Origin of the sequence: Merdimmobilis hominis, from assembly GCF_016901855.1 — a bacterium.
Classification (GTDB): Bacteria; Bacillota; Clostridia; order Oscillospirales; family Ruminococcaceae; genus Paludihabitans.
Genome location: NZ_JACJKY010000001.1, coordinates 177,555 through 195,705 on the forward strand (window position 1 = coordinate 177,555; position 18,151 = coordinate 195,705).

The window sequence follows — 18,151 nt, forward strand, 5'->3', positions numbered from 1 at the left end:
TTGTACTCCTTTATTTATTCGATCACTTTCGGCACAACAACACAGCCAGCCTGTACCTGCGGTGCGTTTTTCAAAATGTCGTCGCGTTTATACGGTGCAGACGGAACATCCTTGCGCAATGTCATCGGATGATCCGGATCAACCAGACTGTCACGGCTTTCGAGCGGCGGCAGTTTTTCCACCATTTCGATAATATCCTGCATCTGCTGTTCATAGCGGACTTCCTGCTCTTCCGAAATCCGAATTCTTGCAAGTTTTGCAAGACGTTTTACATCAACCTTCATGAGAACCCTCCTGTGTATTTGCATCGGACTGTGCCGATTCGATCATACGAAGCAGATCTTCTTCCGACAAAACCGGGATCGAAAGCGACTGCGCTTTGGTCAATTTGCTTCCGGCATCCTCGCCTGCCACCACAAAATCTGTCTTTTTGGAAACCGAAGAAGTGACTTTTCCGCCGTTTGCAGTGATCTTTGCTGCCGCATCTTTTCGTGAAAGTGTCGGAAGCGTACCGGTTAAAACGAATGTTTTCCCTGCAAACACAGCACTTTCCTGCTGCTTTTGCGGCTCATCCATCCGCAGTCCTGCATCTTTTAGCTTTTGAATCAGTTCAATTGCCTGCGGACGCGAAAAATATTCCACGACGCTCTGTGCCATCGTTTCGCCAAAGCCGTCGATTTCCATAATGCTATTATACTCCGCCGAAGCCAGTTTGTCCATTGTATGGAACGTTTGCGCCAAAAGTTCTGACGCTTTTTGACCGATATTGCGAATACCAAGCGCAAAAACAAGCTTCGAGAGCGGATTTTTCTTCGATGCTTCCAGTGCATCAAACAAATTCTGCGCTGATTTTTCACCGACACGGTCAAGCGCTTCGACCTCACTTCGGTTAAGTGTATATAAATCAGCTGCCGATTCAATATGCTCGTTGGCAATCAGCGCTTGAATCATGGCAGGACCTAAGCCGTCAATGTTCATGGCATCCCGGGAAGCGAAATGCACAATCTGCCGAAACACCGCAGACGGACACAAGGGATTAACGCACCGCAGAACCGCCTGATCATCCTCCCGCACAACCGGTTCGCCGCAGGACGGGCAGCTGCGCGGAATCTGATACGGCACACTGTCCTGCGCATGCGAAACGCTGCATAGTACCTCCGGAATAATATCACCGGCTTTTCGCACCCGAATCACGTCGCCGATGCGGATCTCCTTTTCGTCGATGAAATCCTGATTGTGAAGCACCGCCCGGCTCACAGTCGTACCTGCAAGCGTAATCGGTTCAAATAAGGCGGTCGGTGTGAGTGCGCCGGTGCGTCCCACATTGATTTCAATATCTAAAAGCGTTGTTTCCTTTTCTTCGGGCGGATATTTGAATGCCACCGCCCATTTTGGGTATTTTGCCGTTGCACCAAGGCGTTCTCTATCCGACAAGTTGTTCACCTTTACAACTGCACCATCGATATCAAACGGATATTCATAGCGGTTTTGACCGATTTTGCGAATTTCTTCGATTGCTTGTTCCATCGTTTCACACCGCAAATAGGACGGGGAAACCTGAAATCCCTGCGATTTTAAATAATCAAGTGTCTGGCTGTGCGTTTCAAATGACGCACCCTCCACCTGCTGAAGATTAAATACAAAAATATCGAGTTTGCGCTGTGCAGTGATCTTTGAATTTTTCTGCCGGAGTGAACCTGCCGCCGCATTCCGCGGATTTTTAAACGGCTCCTCACCACGTTCGATCTGTCCTGCAACAAGCGTTTCAAACGATTCGCGCGGCATATACACTTCACCGCGCACTTCCAAAAACGGGATCGGCTCTTTTAATTTGAGCGGAATGGAATGAATCGTTTTTAAATTCATTGTCACATCCTCGCCGACAAATCCGTCGCCGCGGGTTGAACCGCGTGTAAATACGCCGTCTACATACTCAAGCGAAACGGAAAGCCCGTCGATTTTCGGCTCGACTACATATTCCGGTGTAAGCGTTTCCCGCACCCGACTGTCAAAGGAAAGCAATTCTTCTTCGCTGAACACATCCTGCAAACTGCCCATCTGTACGGTGTGCGTGACCTTTTCAAACGTGTTGTCGCTCTCGCCGCCGACACGCTGCGTCGGTGAATCGGGACGGAGAAACTGCGGAAACTGCGCTTCAAGCTGTTTTAGCTCGCTTAGCAATCGGTCAAACTCATAATCACTGATGCTCGACTGATTTTCCATATAATATTCATAACTGTAGCGGTTGAGAGAATCACACAACTCGTCTATTCTCTGCTTTGCTTCAGATTCGTTCATAGCTTCATGCCCTTTCTTTTATTCCATCGGCGCAAACTGCGCCATGATTGCCTGCGCCACACGAATGCCGTCACAAGCGGCACTCATAATACCGCCGGCATACCCGGCACCTTCACCGCAGGGATAGAGTCCGGCCGCACCGATTGACTGGTATGTTTTTAAATCCCGCACAATCCGAATCGGTGAAGACGTACGTGTTTCCGGACCGGTCAAAATACCTTCCGGCGATGAAAAACCGGGAAGTTTTCGATCAAAACGATATAACCCCGTTTGCAGCATGGAAAGAATCGGCGCCGGAAACAACGACGCAAATGATGCACCGGTCACACCGCGTGCATATGTCGGTGTCACAGAAGTAATACGCAAATGTTCCGACTGTTTTCCCATCAAAGCGCCGACATTCATCGCCGGTGCACGATATGCGCCGCCGCCCAATGAAAAGGCGTTTCGTTCCAGTTCCTCTTGAAACATCATCCCGCCAAACGGATCGTTTCCAAAATCAGCAGTACCAACCGATACCACGAGCGCCGCATTTGCATTTTTTCCGTCACGTGCATGTTCGCTCATACCGTTTGTGACAACGGTGTTTTCCTCAGAGCAGGACGGCACCACATAGCCGCCCGGACACATGCAAAACGTGTAGACACAGCGCCCATCCTGCCGATGCGAAAGCTGATACTCTCCTTTCGGCAGCCGGGGATGACCTGCCAGTTCTCCGTATAGTCCACGATCAATCGTTGTTTGCAGCTGTTCGATTCGCACTCCAACGGAAAATTCCTTTGCTTCCATTGGAATACCTGACTGACGCAGGGAACGAAATGTATCTCTCGCACTGTGACCGATTGCCAGCACAACCTGTTCGGTGTCAATCGTTTCTCCGTCCACGGTGATGCCGCAGACAGCGCCGTTTTTTACATGAATTTGCTCAACTTGCTTATTAAAATAAATTTTGCCGCCCAAGCGTTCGATCTCTTTGCGCATGGAAATGAGTACGCCACGAAGCTGATCGGTTCCGATATGCGGCTTGGCAGTCACAAGAATTTCTTTCGGTGCACCGTGACGGACAAATTCCTCCAATATAAACCGGCACCTGCCATCAGAAATTCGAGTCGTCAGCTTTCCATCCGAAAATGTACCGGCACCGCCTTCACCAAACTGCACATTCGAGCGTGAATCAAACGCACCGCCTTTAAAAAAGGAATCGACCGCGTTTGCACGCTCCTCCATACAGCCGCCGCGCTCAAACAAAACCGGACGATAGCCGTGCTTTGCAAGCAAATACGCACAAAACAATCCGGCCGGTCCCATTCCAACCACAACAATCGGATGCAGCAAAGGGCTGCATCCGATTGTTACATCCAGTGTATCAATAGGTTTATATACGATTTGCGGATCGCCGCACCGTGAAACAATCTGCTGTTCGTTTCCGTGAAGATTTAGAACAACTGAAATGACAAAACAGATATTGTTTCGTCTTCTTGCATCCAGCGAACGTTTATAAAAATAGCAGGATGCAATCTGATCGCCAGAAACCTTCAATCGCTTTCTTGCAATCGCAAACGCCGTTTCATCCGGTTCATTGAGTCCGATTCGAATATTTGAAACAATAACTGGCATAGATTCTCCTTTTATGCTTTTTTCTCAGACTTCACCGTTACATAGTATTCGCCTACTGCCCACACGAACTTGTTTCCGGTTGCATAGATCGAAACACGGACACGGGAAGTTCCTTCTTCAATATTCGATAAATCTACTGATGCAAACAATTCACTTGCTGTCAGCGATTCAATATCAGATTTGTTTCCGACCATTTTGACGTTATTGATAGAAGTACTGTGCAGTGTGACATTCAAATCAGCAGGTGCATTTTTGAGTACGATATTATCTTCTGAAATTTGCATCGTACTCTTTGCAAAGTTAGTGCTGTCAATCTCTACAGTCACTTCACCCACATTGTCGATATCGATTTCACCGGCATCCAAATCAAGCGGGAACATGAATACACTTCCGATATCAAGCTTTGTCAAATCGAGCGGACCGATCGTCACTTTTTCACGTTTGCTGATAATCTCTTCCGGACCGGCCAAGTGTACGGTATCGACCGAAAGCGTATAATTAAATTTCGACGTATCGATTCCGTTTGTATTGATAAAGCTCAGTTCAATCGGGAATTCTTTTTCAAGATAAATCGGTACTGTAATCTGGAATGTTGTTTCAGAGAACGAAACATATTTCAGATCAAGTTTTTTACCGGAAGCGTCGTATAAAACAAGCTTTCCTTCAGCCGTCAAAGTGCTCGATAAAACAGCCGATTTATCATACTCAACTACACATTCTGCAATCTGCTCTACTTCCGATTGTGCACCTGTGATAATAACGGACTGCGGCGTTGCTGTCGGCGTTTCTTTGATATACCCTTCTTGTGCTGTAACGAATTCCGCTTTTGCTTTCAAATCAAAATTAACGGATTTCACATGATCAAACCGCAGGGTTACCGTTTGTGTATAGCCACGGATGCTGAAATCTGTTTCATTTGGATCTTTTGTCTGCACACTCAGCGAAACTTCATACTGTCCGGGCGCTGTAACCGTTGCGAGGTTTGGCGTTACGACCAAATCGTCCGCAGTGACATCTGCGATCAAATACCGCTTTCCCTGAATTTTTACATCAATCGTGGTATCTTGTCCGTCAATAACGCTCAGCTGCTGTGCTTCGGCAGTGGTTCCCGCAAGATTGAGTGTAATCGGTACATCCGAAATCACTCGCTCCTGATAGGGATCAAATGTCGTTGCGACGGTGAACCATGCAATTACAGCAATCAAAATGGAAAGTGCAATCAAGAATTTTTTGTTTTCGATCAGTTTTGAAAAAGTAAAATTCCATTTCATTGTTTTTTCCTCCTCCAAAACGTAAACTTCCTGACCACTTTCTTCGTACGGCTTTCCTCTTTGTCTGCAGGAATCAATTTTGCACGAAGATGTTCTGCAAGCGATTCCGGCGTGAAATTACGAATCATCTGGCCGTCTTCTGTTGTGGAGACTGTGCCGGTTTCTTCGGAAACCACAATGGTAATTGCATCGGAAACTTCACTGATACCGAGTGCCGCACGGTGACGGGAACCAAAGTTTGTTGCAATCAGTTCCTCGTTCTGCGGTTTTGGCAAGAAACAAGCTGCAGCTAAAATTCTGCCGTCACGCACGATCACAGCGCCGTCATGAAGCGGTGTGTTGACAAAAAAGATATTTAACAGCAATTCTGTACTGATTGTTGCATGCAGAAGCACACCGGTATCCACCTGCTCGCCGAGTTTTGTTTTTCGTTCAATGACAATCAGTGCACCTGTTTTTGTTTTTGAAAGACTGCGAACTGCTTCACAAATTTGTTCAATACCATGTTCCCAGGTCGCAACCATTCGTTCTGTGCTGTCTGCGCCGAAAACGTTTAGATCAGCAACTTTTGTTCGGCCTGCACGTTCAAGCGCACGGCGAATTTCCGGCTGAAACAATACAATCAATGCAATGATTCCGATTTGGAAAATATTCTGGAACAAAAAGCTCATTGCTTTTAAATTGAATTGTACGGCAAGAAAATAAAAAACGACAAGAAGCAGAACACCTTTTACAAGCTGTCCCGCACGTGTTTCTTTTACAAAATTGATCACAACATAGGTAACGTATGCGAGCAGAATAATATCAATCGCATCAAAAATAGAAAATGTGCGAAGTACACCGGAAATTTGATTAAAAAACTCTTCCGCAAAATTCATATACGTCATCCCTTTGCTTTCTTTTTCCTATTATAGTTTATCAATTTTTCGCTTGTAATTCAAGCGATAGACCATATTTTCTTTCGTTTTTCATAAAGCAAATAGGTTTCTTAGCTGGCATACAGTAAAAAAACAGCAAATCAAAGACAAATCTTTGATTTGCTGTGAAACTGTTTTATTTCGTTTCTTTTAAGCAAGCTTCTCTTAATTTGCTGCAATAGTACTGCACATTTTCAAATTTTGCATCCGGTGCAATTCGATGATCGGGACACGGAATATATCCGCCCGCTTTGATGAGCGGAATAAGCCGTTCAATCTCGCGATCAACGGCTTCAAAATCTTTTGCAAAGACCGTTTTGTTCATTCCGCCAACGCCTTTGATCCGGTTTCCGTATTGTGCACGCCAGGAAGCAATGCTTGCGTTCCATGTTCCTACTTCGATCGGGAACATGGTGTTGACGCCGTTTTTGAGCCACACCGGAACGAGTGCATCGATCAAGCCGTCACAGTCCACCGAAACAATATCAATTCCATATTCACTTAAAAGATCAGTGATTCGTTTATAATGGCGGCCAAAGTACTGATCAAACTCATCTGGAGAAATCATCGGACCGTTTTTAAAGCAAATGTCCTCCCAGAAATGCGCATAGTCAAACTGCACACCGCTTTCCAAGGCAGTTTTTGTGTTTTGATAGCAAAGCTCTGCGATCGTGTCTGCAATTTCGGCAAAGAGATCTTCATCGTCCGCCTGCAAATAGCAAAATTGTTCAAATCCAAGCAGATTGCGCATATATCCGGCGAGTGAACCGCAGTGAATGCCAACCGGAATCGTTCGTTCCTGTGTCTTGATGCGGTTCAGCGCATCAAAATCTACACGGTTTTTGTTCCACTGAAGTTTTGGCAGATATTCTTTCTCCCAAACGTCGCGGTCTGTGAGTGTCGTTCCGATTTCAGCCGGAATCGAAACAATTCCGTCTTTTTGAAGCACGATAAGTCCCTGCTCATCCCGCATGACATAACTTTGATCGGCACGCCGCTCTAAAACTTGAGGCTCAAACGTCGGGGACAGTCCGCAGTTTGTGACAAAGCAGGAATTCCAGTTAAAATCAAATCCGAGCTTTTTCATCACAGACTGATCTGACGGCGAGTTGTCACCGTACTGTGCATAGCCTTGTGCCTCTTCATTTGTGATATGTCCTTCTTCTGCCCATTTTTGCAGCGTTTCATTCCAGAATCCAAACGAAACAACCGGCATATAATCATACGGTTTTTCATGCAAAATTGCAGAAACATTCTCGGTCAGTGTCATAGTGATTCTCCTTTGCTTCCGTTACAGGTTTAAAAAGTCCTTTCGGTAGGTAACACCGAAAAGTTCTGCCAAGTCTTTTAACTGTGTATCTGTGATGGTATTGATCCGCGGCAGATGAGCGGTCAGCATATAGATCTGCGCCGCTTTTTCGACTGTTTCAATCAGTCCGAACGTTTTATGGGGATTTGCGGACGGCGGCAAATTTACGTCCGAACTTCCGGCACATTTGATGAGCCATATGGCAAGACTGGCTGTTGATCCGCAAAACCGTGTCATCATGCATACGCATCCGACCCATACGCTTGCAATGAATTACGTACATGAACTGGACGAAAAGGCGCTAACACACACGCTTTGGGAGATGTGCACGGAATGTATTGTGGTATTTCCGGATGGTGTCGGCGTACTCCCATGGATGCTCTGCGGCACGAATACGATCGGTGAGGCAACCGCGCAAAAAATGAAAGAATTCCGATTGGTTGTATGGGCGATGCACGGCATTTACGGCGCAGGAAAAACACTCGATGAAACCTCCGCGGTCTGCGCATCTTCTGCAATTCGGATAATACCTAAATTCGTCTGCGGATCGTCCGCCACATTTTTAAAATATTTTCCCGTACCTGTCACGATAAACAGCTTTCCGATCAGCGACGGTGCAGAAAACCCGATCGGTATCGTTCTGCATACATGCGCTGTATCCAAATACTCCGACACTTCGTTTTCGTCTAACAAATAGCTGATGTTTCCGCCGTTTCGTTCGTCCCAGCCAAGCCGATACATGTTGGCTGTCATCTTTTTTATCTCTTCGACAAACGGTGCTGTTAAAATATCTTTCATCTTGTCATCAAAACCTCCCGTTCATATGTTTCAATCTCTTTATAATAATCGAGCGGTACCTGCTCGCGGCGCAGAAATTCTGCAAAGATGTCACCAAACGGCGCTGTTTTGAGTTCCTCTTTCATCACCATAAGCTTTGTAAAATTACCGCTTTCCTGTAATGCTTTCAGTTTTGCTGACGGCTCAAGCAATGCACACAGCAGAGCCTTTTGCACATTCCGCACACCAAGCACCCATGCGGCAATCCGATTGATTGAAGCGTCAAAATAATCGGTTGCAATGAATACACGATTGAGCGCATCGCTTCTTACAATCTCCCGTGCAATCTCCATCGTTTCCTCATCGAGCAGTACAACGTGATCGCTGTCCCAGCGTACAGAATGAGTCAAATGCAGTGCGAGATTTTGATGGAACAATAAAAGAGAGGAAATCTTGTCGCTCACAAGCTCGGTCGGATGATAATGACCGTTGTCCAAAAGCGGCGTGATTCCTTTTTCCTTTGCGTAGCTTAAGCAGAATTCCGAGGAACCGACCGTATAGCTTTCAAGTCCGATACCGAATACCTTTGACTCGAGCGTTACATACACCTTGGTTTTATCATATGGAATGCTCAGAATTTCATCCAATGATTCTTTAAAACGTGCGCGCGGGCCAAGCCGGTCAGCCGGTGTATTTTTATATCCGTCCGGAATCCAGATATTCAGAACACACGGTATTCCGGTTTCCTCTGCAAAATATTCGGAGATTCGGATACATTGTTTGCAGTGATTGATCCAAAACTGACGAACCTCTGGATTGGGTGAAGAAAGCGTCAGATTATCGTCTGCCATGGAATGGGAAAACAGCGTCGGGTTAAAATCAATGCCCAGATTCCGTTTTTTGGCATATTCGACCCATTTTTTAAAATGAACCGGTTTGATCTGATCTCTGTCGGCAAATTCTCTGTCTTCGAAAATTGCATAGCTTGCATGAAGATTTAATTTTTTTCTGCCGGGGATGAGCGAAAATGCCTTGTCTATGTCCTGCATCAATTCTTCGTAAGATGTTGCTTTTCCAGGATAATTGCCGGTTGCCTGAATGCCGCCGGACAAGCTTTGCGGCTGGTCGAATCCCGTGACGTCATCGCCCTGCCAGCAGTGAACGGAAATCGGAATATCACGCAGTATATTCAGTACCTGCTCTGTATCCACGCCATAGGACGCATATACAAGTCGCGGTTGATTGTTTTTCTTCCGTCTAAAAATTCAAGCTCTTCCGCTGTAAACGGAAGCAGTTCCTTTAAAATTTCCTGCCGAATCATATCAACAAGCCTGCCTTTTTCGTGTCAGCACAAATATTTGCGGATAAAGTAAGCCGGTGTACCGCTCCAGGCATGGCAATAGCTGTTGATGACGCGCGAGCCATACGGAGAAGCCAGTTTATCCGCCGGGTCATATAGTTCATAGAAGCAATCCGCGCCGTCAGCGATCATGCCGCCCCAGTATGATTTAAGATACGCGATCGCCTCTGTCTGCATTCCGCTGATCCACAGCGCCTCAATGAAATGGTGGTAAAGATACGGCGTGATCATCTTCACAGGAGGATTTTTCTGGATGAGTCGTTTTAAAAGCGCCTCGTTTTCCTCTTTAGAAAACACCTGTGCCAATACAAACCACACCTGCGAAGCCCATGAAATCTGACGTTCTGCGCCGCTTACGAAGAACCCTTTCGAAGCATCCCACAGCACACGCTTTGCGCCGTCGATGAGTGTATCGGACAATTCCTCAAATTCCCGTTTTTTCTCTTCATCTTTAAGCACATCTGCGAGCGTACATGCCTGTTTTACTGCATAAATAAAGATTGCCTGTGCGCTGGCCTGTTTATTGAGCACATCATTCCAGTCCACAAAACACCACCAGTCACTCCGATCGCGCAGGACACCGTCCTCTCTCAAATAGGTTTTTGCAATCGCAATCTGACGGCACGCTGTTTCCCAGAGTTCTTTTACACACGCCAAATCCTTCGTGTGCATATAGTAGTCGTGCAGACAGGAAACAAAGAACAGAGAATAATCAAACAGTACCGTATCATCGGTAATCGGCGACGGTTTTGTAAACACGCAGGCACTGACTCTGCCGTCTTCCTGGCAAAGCCCTGCGAATAAATACAAGCAGCGTTTGACAAGATCATTGTTTTGAAACGTTTCGTAGTTGGTCAGCGCCTGCAGCCGCAGATCGCCGATCCACAGCCGGCGGTCACGTTTCGGACCGTCTTCAAAAACCTCCTGCATACAGTCGTGCATCGTCTTTACAGACACGCGGTCAATCTCATTTAACAGCGGATCACTGCAGGAAATCACCGGTACTGCGTTCATATCAGCGCTTGAAACAGTCTCACAAAAAAGATGATCAATCTTGATTTGATATTTCGGAGAGGTGTCTTTTATGACGATTTCCATGAAACGAAACGCATAGCGCCGTTTTAAATCGAGCTCTGTCGGCATGACATCCACATGCACAAACTCTTCTTGGATCCAGCTTGCGCTTAAACTTCCGTGATAGTCAGAGCTGTCCTCTGCCATTTCACAAAGATGCTCGCCGAATTTCACTTTGAGGTATGCCGGCGCATCCGGCGGACTGCCGATCGGCGAAATGGATAGATGGACATATCCGACGCAATGGGTTCCGAAATCGATCAAAACACGATCGCCTTTTTGAAAGGTCCTTGTAAACAGCTGATCGATCGGCGCCTGTTCACGAAATGCCCAGTCTTCCGTTCCCTGATACAGCTCAATCAAGGAAACCGGATGCACATCCACACGCTGAAGCGTTGGAGCAAGCAAATTGGCTTTTTGAAGGAAATACGCCGCAGACGGATATGCTACTGTCTTCTCTGTTTCATTCATATTTGTTCATTCCTTTGATGAGAAAAATCGCCGCAGCGTATTCTTTTTCCGATCCAGACGCTGCTGTAAAATAGATTTCACTTATATAATACCTGCTAAATGCAAAAAAAGAAAGGTCAAAATTTGACACAAAAACTGACCGCATTTGCACAATGAAACAGAGCGAAACAAACCGTTATTTCCCTTTTTGATACTGGTATACTGCGTTTACAAGCCATCTGCATTCGTCCAATGTATTAAATGCAGACGGCGCAAACCGCACCAATCCGTTTTCCATCGTGCCGTAATGCGTGTGTGCAAGCGGCGCGCAGTGCAGTCCGCCGCGCAGTGCGAATCCCATTCGGTTTAGCGCCGCAGCCGTTTGCTCGGAGTGCTTTGATAAGACAGAGAACGAAATGATCGGCACATGATTTTTCCCCTGCGGGCAGACAAATACATGCGGCATCCGACTGAAATGTTCCCGCACAAACCGACAAAGTGATTCTTCATGCGAAAATAGACGTGCCGGTGTGTTCTTACGCACAAACCGGATTCCTTTTGCGAGCGCTAAAACCCCCGATGTATTGAGTGTTCCTGCTTCCAGCCGGTCGGGATAGAAGTCAGGCATTTCCGCTTCGCTTGACACACTTCCCGTACCGCCCTCAATCATCGTCTGAAGCAGGCGATCGTCATAAAGCAGCAGCATACCGGTACCTGCCGGCCCATACAGTCCTTTATGTCCGGGAACGCATACCGCGCAAGCACCCGTCCTTGAAAAGTCGATCGGAACAACGCCGGCACTCTGCGCCGCATCAATGACAAACGGAATCTTCCTTCGTCTGCACAATGCACCGATGTCGCTGACCGGAAGAACATGGCCGCTCACATTGGAGGCGTGGGTACATACCACAAGGCAGGTATCCTCCCGGATTGCATCTGAAAACGACCGCACTGTCTTTTGGTCGTCATCGTCGTACGTTTTGGCAATCGTATATTCGGCGATTCCCTCTTGACTGAGTTTATGCACCGGACGATAGACCGCGTTGTGTTCAAGATCTGAAATCACAATATGCCCGTTTTCTTTTATCAGTCCTTTGATTGCAATATTGAGTGCCGTGGTGCAGTTATTTGTAAAAATTACACGCTCAGGTACCGTATGAAAAAAGGATGCTGCCGCTTCGCGTGTACGATAGATCTGCTCGCCTGCTAAAACAGAAAAAGAATGACCGCCGCGTCCCGGATTGCCGCCATATTGCATGGACGCTTTTGTAAGCATCTGCGATACGGAAAGCGGCTTTGGAAACGTGGTGGCCGCATTGTCAAAATAGATCATTTCCCGATTCCTCCGTCAAATCACGCGTTTTGCTCGGATGCCATTCTGCGAAAGAATCCGAACAACATCTGCTTCGGCTGCATCTGTACGCACACCGTAGCCGCATCCGCCCTCCCGCAGATCATGCGGTATACGTGTGACTGTTGCACGAATCCCCGCCCGAAACAGCACATCCCGCGCACGATAGGCATAGGTGACCGATTGCACCATTAAAATACGCTCCTGTCTCATAAAAATTCCCCTTTCTTTTGCGAAAAAATCCGCCTCCTGCTTTGCACCATTCTATGCAGAGCAGGAGGCGGAACGTTCATTTTTTCTTTAGGTAAAGAGTAAGCAAACCGCATGGGCGGAAATGCCTAATTTTTCGCCGGTAAATCCAAGATGTTCTTCGGTGGTTGCCTTTACATTCACACAATCCGGATCGATCCCGCAGACACGTGCAAGATTCTCTTTCATCTTCGGGATAAACGGTGAAAGCTTTGGCGCCTGCGCAATGATTGTCGCGTCGATATTCGAAATTTGATATCCTTTATTCTTAATTTTTTTGCACACAGCATCTAACAGTTTTAAGCTGTCCGCACCGCGGTACGCTTCGTCGGTATCCGGAAAATGCTGTCCGATATCGCCAAGCGCCGCCGCACCAAGCAGCGCATCCATCACTGCGTGTGTCAGTACGTCCGCATCGGAATGCCCTAACAGTCCGACGGTATGCGGGATATCCACGCCGCCTAATATAAGCTTCCGGTTTTCCGCAAGCTTATGTACATCATATCCATGACCGATTCGCATCATAGCCGGTTCCTCCTTTTTAAAAAAGAGCGTGTGAGTTCACACGCTCTTTCAGATTTTATAATTCCACAATACAGCCGCGCGGACAAACTTCCATGCAGGCTTTGCAGTTTGTGCAAAGTGCGCTGTCGATCGATGCCACCTGATTGGTCACAGTGATTGCGCCGTTCGGACATGTCTTTTCGCATTTTTTACAGCCGATGCAGCCGTGTTTGCAGTTGGCAATCGTCTGTTTGCCGCCACTACAGCTTGCGCAGGTGACCACAACGTGTTTTGCGAGCTCACGGATTTTTAACAGTCCGTTCGGGCAAGCCTTGGTGCACATCGTACATCCGGTGCATTTTGTCGGATCAACCTTTGCAATGCCGCTGTCAAGCGAAATCGCACCGAAGTTACATACGTTTGCACAGTCGCCGTATCCAAGACAGCCGTAGTTGCAGACACCTTTGCCTTTATAGTAAAGACTGCATGCCGCACACGACTGCTCGCCGTCATAGTTGTAGAGATCGGACGTGTTTTCCGGAACTTTGCCTTCACATGCGACAAACGCAACACACTCGGTTACATCTTCAAATGCAGTGCCCATAATCGCACTGATTTTCTTTGCCGCTTCGTCGCCGCCCGGTACACAGCGGTTTGTTTTCGCACCGCCGTGCACAATGTTCTGCGCGTAGTTTTCACATCCGGAAAAGCCACAGACGCCGCAGTTTAAACCCGGCAGTGCAGCTACAACCTCTTCCACCTTTTCATCTGTTTTTACAGCGAAAATCTTCGAAAACACGGAAAGAAGAAGACCGGCAAACACACCGAGACCGATAAAAATAAATACCGGAATCAAAATATCCCAAACTGTCATTTGCACATTCTCCTTTCCTTATTTGAAAATACCCTCGACAATTCCGCTGAATCCCACAAAGGAAAGCGAAACGATCGATGCGGCAATCAGCGTTGCCGGAATGCCTTTGAATGCTTTCGGCAGATCAGCAGCATCCACGCGCTCGCGCACGCCTGCAAAGATCACGAGTGCCAGTGCAAAACCAATACCTGCGCCCAGTGAATTGAACATCGACTGTGCAAACGTATAGGTGTTGTCGATATTCAGAATCGTTACACCGAGGACGGCACAGTTTGTGGTAATGAGCGGCAGATACACACCGAGTGAATGGTAAAGCGGCGGAACAAAGCGTTTGATAATGATTTCCGTCAGCTGTACAAACAGCGCGATAATCAAAATGAATACGACAACCCGCAGATAATCGAGTGAAAACGGCTCGAGCAGCAGTTTGTAGATCGGATAGGTGAGCGCCGTTGCCATGAGCATGACAAACGTAACCGCCGCACTCATGCCGAGCGCCGAGCTCATTTTTTTGGAAACACCCAAGAACGGGCAGATGCCCATAAACTTGTTCAATACAAAGTTTTCGACAAGGATTGCACTGAACAAAATAATCATCAATTCTTTCATGCTTCAGCGCCCTCCTCTTTTGCACCGCAGGCAGCGGCATTCGGACAGTTTGCACATCCGATTTTTTTCTTCGAAATTTTGTAGTTCGAGATCACGTTGACCACAGCAATGACAACGCCGAACACAAAGAAGCCGCCGGCAGACTGTGCGAAAAATCCGATCGGCTCAAACCAGTCGCCCAGTGCAAAGCCAAACACACTGCCGCTTCCAAGCAGTTCGCGGATGATACCGATGCACAGCAGTGCAAACGTAAAGCCAACGCCCATGCCAAGTCCGTCGAGTGCGGACGCAACGACATTATTTTTGCTTGCGAACATTTCCGCACGGCCTAAAATAATGCAGTTTACGGTAATGAGCGACAAGAACACGCCGAGTGCACTGTAAAGATCCGGAAGATAGCTTTGCAGCATGAAGCTTACAAATGTGACGAAGCCTGCGATAATCACGATGAACGAAGGCAAGCGCACCTCTTTGGGAATCACATTCTTCAAAAGTGAAATAACGATATTGGAACAAACAAGCACAAATGTGGTTGCCAGTCCCATGCCAAGTCCGTTGACGGCGAGCGTTGTGACCGCAAGCGTCGGACAGGTACCCAAAAGCATCACGAGAACCGGGTTCTCTTTAATAATGCCTTTGGTGAAGGTCTTTAAATAACTCACAGCCCAAGCTCTCCTTTCAGTTCTTCATAGATGGCAAACGCCTGATTGACCGCATCGCCGACTGCAGTGGAGGAAACCGTCGCGTTTGCAATCGCGTCGATATCGCCGCTGCCGTCTTTTGCGACGGTCACCGGTGCGGTTTTTCCGATATATGCCGAAAGATAATCAGGCTCGGTTGCTTTGGTGCCGACACCCGGTGTTTCCTGTGTGGAAATCGCATAAATACCGGCAATCGCGCCGTTTTGATCAAAGCCGATGAGCAGGTTTAAGCTGTCGTTTCCGTGATAGCCTTTTGCGCTGATGTTAATTGCACAGCCGGTACCGCCTTCATCCACATATGCACCCAAAAAACCTGCGGTTTCAGAGGTCACATTCGCCTGCACAAGCTTCGATGAAGAAGGCAGTACCGTCGGCTGATATTCGGCAAGCTTGTCTGCCGCAATGCCGGTAGACGCGTTGCCGACACCGGTCAGCTGATACGTGAGTGCAAGCAGTGCGCCCACAATGACAGCAATCAGTGTCAGTGTCAGCGTCGGTTTTACAATCGATTTATACATGCTGTTTCCCTCCTGCTCCAAACGGTTTTGTCTGCGTGCAGCGGTCAATCAGCGGTGTGACGAGATTCATCAGCAAGATTGCAAATGAAACACCTTCCGGATACGATCCGAACACACGAATGAGTGTTGTAATCACGCCGCAGCCAAGTGCAAAGATGAGCTTTCCTTTGAGTGTTGCCGGTGTGGTCGAATAGTCGGTTGCCATGAAAATCGCACCAAGCATCAAACCGCCTGCAAAAATGTGGTTGACCGGATTTTCACCAAGTACCCATGTAAATACGAATACCGTGCCGATGAATGTGAGCGGTACAAGCGGGTTGATCACACGGCGAATCGAAAGATAGATACCGCCTAACAGCAGTGCTGCTGCGCTGACCTCACCGATACAGCCGCTGACATTGCCTAAAAACAGATCAAGTGCATTCGCAGAACCAATGTCAACAAGCGGTGTTGCACCGGCGACCGCGTCTGCCATATGCTGATAACCGAACGGTACTGTCCAGGTTGTCATATACGTAGAGAACGAAACGAACAAAAAGATTCTTGCTGTGATCGCGGGGTTTGCGAAATTCTGTCCGATACCGCCGAACAGCTGCTTAACCACAACGATTGCAAACACCGAACCGAGTGCCGCTACCCACAGCGGAACCTGCGGCGGCAGGTTGAACGCCAGCAAAATACCAGTGACAATCGCACTGAAATCGCCGAGTGTATTGTCGCGTTTCATCAGCTTGCGAATTACAAATTCAGAGAGCATACACGCTGCAACACACACGAGTGTTACAATCAGTGCGCGCGGGCCGAATACATAAATGCCCACAAGCAACGCCGGAAACAGCGCCACAATCACATCAAACATAATGTTGGACGTAGAATTGGACGACAGCATATGCGGCGACGGGGAAACAGTCCATTTACTCATGCCTTTTTGTCCTCCTTGCTGTTTTGTTCTTTCAAAAACGCTTTTGCAAGCTGATTTTTCTGTGCCAGATGGCGTTTTGCCGGACATACAAACGAACAGCAGCCGCAGTTGATGCAAAGATCAACGCACAGATTCTCAAGCTCTGCGGCATCCCGTTTGTCATACGCTTTTTCGAGTTTTGCCGGCATCAAGCGCATCGGACAGACGCCGATACATTTGGAACACCGGATACATGCCGTCGTTTTCGGAAGCAATGACGACTTCTCCTGAAAACATGTGATCGCGTTGTTGTTTTTCACGATTGGCGCGTCGATATCTGCAAGTGCAGATCCCATCATCGGACCACCCATCAGCACCTTGCCGCAATCATTTTCCGAAACACGGCAGTAAGCCAATACATCCCGAACCGGTGTGCCGATACGCACCATCAGGTTCTGCGGATCGGAAACTGCATCGCCGTCCACTGTAATGCGTTTTTCAATCAGCGGCATTCCGGTTTTTAAATACCGGCCGAGATGTGCAACAGACGACACGTTTGAAACGATCACACCGCAGTCCGCCGGAAGTTTGCCGCGCGGGACGGTGATGCCGGTTGTCGCATAAATGATCGATTTTTCTGCACCCTGCGGATATACGGAAGGCAGTGAAACAACTGTCACATGATCTTCCGGTGAAAATGCCTGATCGAGGACTTCCATTGCAAACGCTTTATTGTCTTCGATGCCGATAAATACACGGCTCAAATTTAAAAATTTACAGATGGCACGTACACCGTCGACAATATCCTGTGTCGATTCGATACAGGTGCGATAGTCCGCTGTGATATACGGTTCGCATTCTGCGGCATTGACGACAAGCGTGTCCACTTTGTCAATATCACGATAGCCGAATTTGACATGCGCCGGAAATCCCGCGCCGCCCAATCCGACGAGTCCGCTTTCCCGTACAGCGGCAAGGAATTGCTCGGTCGTTTCAATTACCGGACGGCTGACCGGTGCTTGCTCCTGCACTTCATCCACCGCAATCACAACTGCTTTGCATGTGGCACCGACAATATTCGTAAACGAAACGATATCCTCCACAACACCCGAGCAGCTCGCATGAACCGGCACAGAGAAAAACGCGCTGTTATCGCCGATTTTCTGACCGGTGCACACATGATCGCCTTTTTTTACAAGCGGCTCACACGGCGCACCCATGTGCTGGAGCAGCGGAATTGTCACTTTTTTAGAAAGCGGAAGCTGTTTTGTTTCTTTTTCCGTGGTGTTTTTGTAATGCGCAACATGTGCGCCGGCCAAACACCGTCTGCTTTTTATGATAGCCATTTTGACCTCCCTGATCATGAAAATT

The 18,151-nt window shown here is 47.7% G+C and carries 20 protein-coding genes and 1 pseudogene; 1 reads left to right on the plus strand and 20 read right to left on the minus strand.

Annotated features, from left to right (window positions below):
* Nucleotides 1–14 precede the first annotated feature (14 nt).
* The 7 genes from gatC to H6A12_RS13330 form a co-directional block, all read right to left on the minus strand.
* Nucleotides 15–284, minus strand: coding sequence for an Asp-tRNA(Asn)/Glu-tRNA(Gln) amidotransferase subunit GatC (gene gatC, locus H6A12_RS00965; RefSeq protein ID WP_204443807.1), 270 nt, complete (start codon nucleotides 282–284; stop codon nucleotides 15–17).
* A complete protein-coding gene (gene ligA / locus H6A12_RS00970; protein WP_204443809.1) occupies nucleotides 274–2,298 on the minus strand; it encodes an NAD-dependent DNA ligase LigA in 2,025 nt (674 codons plus the stop codon). The genes gatC and ligA overlap by 11 nt, the downstream gene beginning before the upstream one ends.
* Before the next feature lie 18 nt (nucleotides 2,299–2,316).
* Nucleotides 2,317–3,915 carry an NAD(P)/FAD-dependent oxidoreductase gene (locus H6A12_RS00975; protein WP_204443811.1) on the minus strand — a complete coding sequence of 533 codons (1,599 nt, stop codon included), beginning with the start codon at nucleotides 3,913–3,915 and terminating at the stop codon, nucleotides 2,317–2,319.
* 11 nt (nucleotides 3,916–3,926) lie between these two features.
* Nucleotides 3,927–5,186, minus strand: a complete 1,260-nt coding sequence (locus H6A12_RS00980) for a CdaR family protein (protein WP_204443814.1) — start codon at nucleotides 5,184–5,186, stop codon at nucleotides 3,927–3,929.
* On the minus strand, nucleotides 5,183–6,064 hold the full coding sequence (cdaA, locus tag H6A12_RS00985; RefSeq protein ID WP_204443816.1) for a diadenylate cyclase CdaA: 882 nt from the start codon (nucleotides 6,062–6,064) through the stop codon (nucleotides 5,183–5,185). Before cdaA ends, H6A12_RS00980 begins: the two co-directional genes overlap by 4 nt.
* A gap of 175 nt (nucleotides 6,065–6,239) precedes the next feature.
* Complete coding sequence (locus H6A12_RS00990; RefSeq protein WP_204443819.1) at nucleotides 6,240–7,373, minus strand: uroporphyrinogen decarboxylase family protein; 1,134 nt, start codon at nucleotides 7,371–7,373, stop codon at nucleotides 6,240–6,242.
* Between the two features lie 21 nt (nucleotides 7,374–7,394).
* Nucleotides 7,395–7,652, minus strand: coding sequence for a hypothetical protein (locus H6A12_RS13330; RefSeq protein ID WP_243415243.1), 258 nt, complete (start codon nucleotides 7,650–7,652; stop codon nucleotides 7,395–7,397).
* On the opposite strand from H6A12_RS13330, the pseudogene H6A12_RS01000 reads away from it, so the two are divergent.
* Nucleotides 7,534–7,851 (plus strand): annotated as a pseudogene (locus H6A12_RS01000) (class II aldolase/adducin family protein); the annotation flags it as partial. The gene H6A12_RS13330 and the pseudogene H6A12_RS01000 overlap by 119 nt on opposite strands.
* A 23-nt stretch (nucleotides 7,852–7,874) precedes the next feature.
* Here H6A12_RS01000 and H6A12_RS01005 read toward each other — a convergent pair.
* The 13 genes from H6A12_RS01005 to rsxC form a co-directional block, all read right to left on the minus strand.
* Entirely contained in the window at nucleotides 7,875–8,210 is a 336-nt protein-coding gene (locus H6A12_RS01005; protein ID WP_204443822.1) for a class II aldolase/adducin family protein, read from the minus strand.
* On the minus strand, nucleotides 8,207–9,400 hold the full coding sequence (locus H6A12_RS01010; protein ID WP_345941205.1) for an L-rhamnose isomerase: 1,194 nt from the start codon (nucleotides 9,398–9,400) through the stop codon (nucleotides 8,207–8,209). The genes H6A12_RS01005 and H6A12_RS01010 overlap by 4 nt, the downstream gene beginning before the upstream one ends.
* Nucleotides 9,379–9,510: a hypothetical protein gene (locus H6A12_RS13565; protein ID WP_275955274.1), complete on the minus strand. Its 132-nt coding sequence runs from the start codon at nucleotides 9,508–9,510 to the stop codon at nucleotides 9,379–9,381. The genes H6A12_RS01010 and H6A12_RS13565 overlap by 22 nt, the downstream gene beginning before the upstream one ends.
* Before the next feature lie 24 nt (nucleotides 9,511–9,534).
* On the minus strand, nucleotides 9,535–11,094 hold the full coding sequence (locus H6A12_RS01015; RefSeq protein ID WP_204443824.1) for a sugar hydrolase: 1,560 nt from the start codon (nucleotides 11,092–11,094) through the stop codon (nucleotides 9,535–9,537).
* Nucleotides 11,095–11,269: 175 nt separating this feature from the next.
* On the minus strand, nucleotides 11,270–12,406 hold the full coding sequence (locus H6A12_RS01020; RefSeq protein WP_204443827.1) for an aminotransferase class V-fold PLP-dependent enzyme: 1,137 nt from the start codon (nucleotides 12,404–12,406) through the stop codon (nucleotides 11,270–11,272).
* A 15-nt stretch (nucleotides 12,407–12,421) separates the two neighbouring features.
* Nucleotides 12,422–12,637 (minus strand): DUF3343 domain-containing protein, encoded by a 216-nt coding sequence (locus H6A12_RS01025; RefSeq protein ID WP_204443829.1) that lies wholly within the window; start codon nucleotides 12,635–12,637, stop codon nucleotides 12,422–12,424.
* An 87-nt stretch (nucleotides 12,638–12,724) separates the two neighbouring features.
* A complete protein-coding gene (gene ispF, locus H6A12_RS01030) occupies nucleotides 12,725–13,195 on the minus strand; it encodes a 2-C-methyl-D-erythritol 2,4-cyclodiphosphate synthase (protein WP_275955276.1) in 471 nt (156 codons plus the stop codon).
* A gap of 58 nt (nucleotides 13,196–13,253) precedes the next feature.
* Nucleotides 13,254–14,051 carry an RnfABCDGE type electron transport complex subunit B gene (locus tag H6A12_RS01035; protein WP_204443834.1) on the minus strand — a complete coding sequence of 266 codons (798 nt, stop codon included), beginning with the start codon at nucleotides 14,049–14,051 and terminating at the stop codon, nucleotides 13,254–13,256.
* 18 nt (nucleotides 14,052–14,069) lie between these two features.
* Entirely contained in the window at nucleotides 14,070–14,660 is a 591-nt protein-coding gene (gene rsxA / locus H6A12_RS01040; RefSeq protein WP_204443836.1) for an electron transport complex subunit RsxA, read from the minus strand.
* Nucleotides 14,657–15,322, minus strand: a complete 666-nt coding sequence (gene rsxE, locus H6A12_RS01045; RefSeq protein WP_204443838.1) for an electron transport complex subunit RsxE — start codon at nucleotides 15,320–15,322, stop codon at nucleotides 14,657–14,659. Before rsxE ends, rsxA begins: the two co-directional genes overlap by 4 nt.
* On the minus strand, nucleotides 15,319–15,879 hold the full coding sequence (locus tag H6A12_RS01050) for an FMN-binding protein (RefSeq protein ID WP_204443840.1): 561 nt from the start codon (nucleotides 15,877–15,879) through the stop codon (nucleotides 15,319–15,321). The genes rsxE and H6A12_RS01050 overlap by 4 nt, the downstream gene beginning before the upstream one ends.
* Complete coding sequence (locus tag H6A12_RS01055) at nucleotides 15,872–16,801, minus strand: RnfABCDGE type electron transport complex subunit D (RefSeq protein WP_204443842.1); 930 nt, start codon at nucleotides 16,799–16,801, stop codon at nucleotides 15,872–15,874. Before H6A12_RS01055 ends, H6A12_RS01050 begins: the two co-directional genes overlap by 8 nt.
* Nucleotides 16,798–18,126 carry an electron transport complex subunit RsxC gene (rsxC, locus tag H6A12_RS01060; protein WP_204443844.1) on the minus strand — a complete coding sequence of 443 codons (1,329 nt, stop codon included), beginning with the start codon at nucleotides 18,124–18,126 and terminating at the stop codon, nucleotides 16,798–16,800. The genes H6A12_RS01055 and rsxC overlap by 4 nt, the downstream gene beginning before the upstream one ends.
* Between the last annotated feature and the right edge of the window lie 25 nt (nucleotides 18,127–18,151).

Excerpts from the sequence above, each read along its gene's own strand:
- H6A12_RS13565 (WP_275955274.1), bottom strand. The coding sequence starts at position 9,510 with ATGATTCGGCAGGAAATTTTAAAGGAACTGCTTCCGTTTACAGCGGAA.
- rsxA (WP_204443836.1), bottom strand. The coding sequence starts at position 14,660 with ATGAAAGAATTGATGATTATTTTGTTCAGTGCAATCCTTGTCGAAAAC.
- ispF (WP_275955276.1), bottom strand. The coding sequence starts at position 13,195 with ATGCGAATCGGTCATGGATATGATGTACATAAGCTTGCGGAAAACCGG.
- cdaA (WP_204443816.1), bottom strand. The coding sequence starts at position 6,064 with ATGAATTTTGCGGAAGAGTTTTTTAATCAAATTTCCGGTGTACTTCGC.
- H6A12_RS01005 (WP_204443822.1), bottom strand. The coding sequence starts at position 8,210 with ATGAAAGATATTTTAACAGCACCGTTTGTCGAAGAGATAAAAAAGATG.
- H6A12_RS00990 (WP_204443819.1), bottom strand. The coding sequence starts at position 7,373 with ATGACACTGACCGAGAATGTTTCTGCAATTTTGCATGAAAAACCGTAT.
- H6A12_RS01050 (WP_204443840.1), bottom strand. The coding sequence starts at position 15,879 with ATGTATAAATCGATTGTAAAACCGACGCTGACACTGACACTGATTGCT.
- H6A12_RS01015 (WP_204443824.1), bottom strand. The coding sequence starts at position 11,094 with ATGAATGAAACAGAGAAGACAGTAGCATATCCGTCTGCGGCGTATTTC.
- H6A12_RS13330 (WP_243415243.1), bottom strand. The coding sequence starts at position 7,652 with ATGATGACACGGTTTTGCGGATCAACAGCCAGTCTTGCCATATGGCTC.
- H6A12_RS01020 (WP_204443827.1), bottom strand. The coding sequence starts at position 12,406 with ATGATCTATTTTGACAATGCGGCCACCACGTTTCCAAAGCCGCTTTCC.
- gatC (WP_204443807.1), bottom strand. The coding sequence starts at position 284 with ATGAAGGTTGATGTAAAACGTCTTGCAAAACTTGCAAGAATTCGGATT.
- H6A12_RS00980 (WP_204443814.1), bottom strand. The coding sequence starts at position 5,186 with ATGAAATGGAATTTTACTTTTTCAAAACTGATCGAAAACAAAAAATTC.
- H6A12_RS00975 (WP_204443811.1), bottom strand. The coding sequence starts at position 3,915 with ATGCCAGTTATTGTTTCAAATATTCGAATCGGACTCAATGAACCGGAT.
- H6A12_RS01035 (WP_204443834.1), bottom strand. The coding sequence starts at position 14,051 with ATGACAGTTTGGGATATTTTGATTCCGGTATTTATTTTTATCGGTCTC.
- rsxC (WP_204443844.1), bottom strand. The coding sequence starts at position 18,126 with ATGGCTATCATAAAAAGCAGACGGTGTTTGGCCGGCGCACATGTTGCG.
- ligA (WP_204443809.1), bottom strand. The coding sequence starts at position 2,298 with ATGAACGAATCTGAAGCAAAGCAGAGAATAGACGAGTTGTGTGATTCT.
- H6A12_RS01025 (WP_204443829.1), bottom strand. The coding sequence starts at position 12,637 with ATGAGACAGGAGCGTATTTTAATGGTGCAATCGGTCACCTATGCCTAT.
- H6A12_RS01055 (WP_204443842.1), bottom strand. The coding sequence starts at position 16,801 with ATGAGTAAATGGACTGTTTCCCCGTCGCCGCATATGCTGTCGTCCAAT.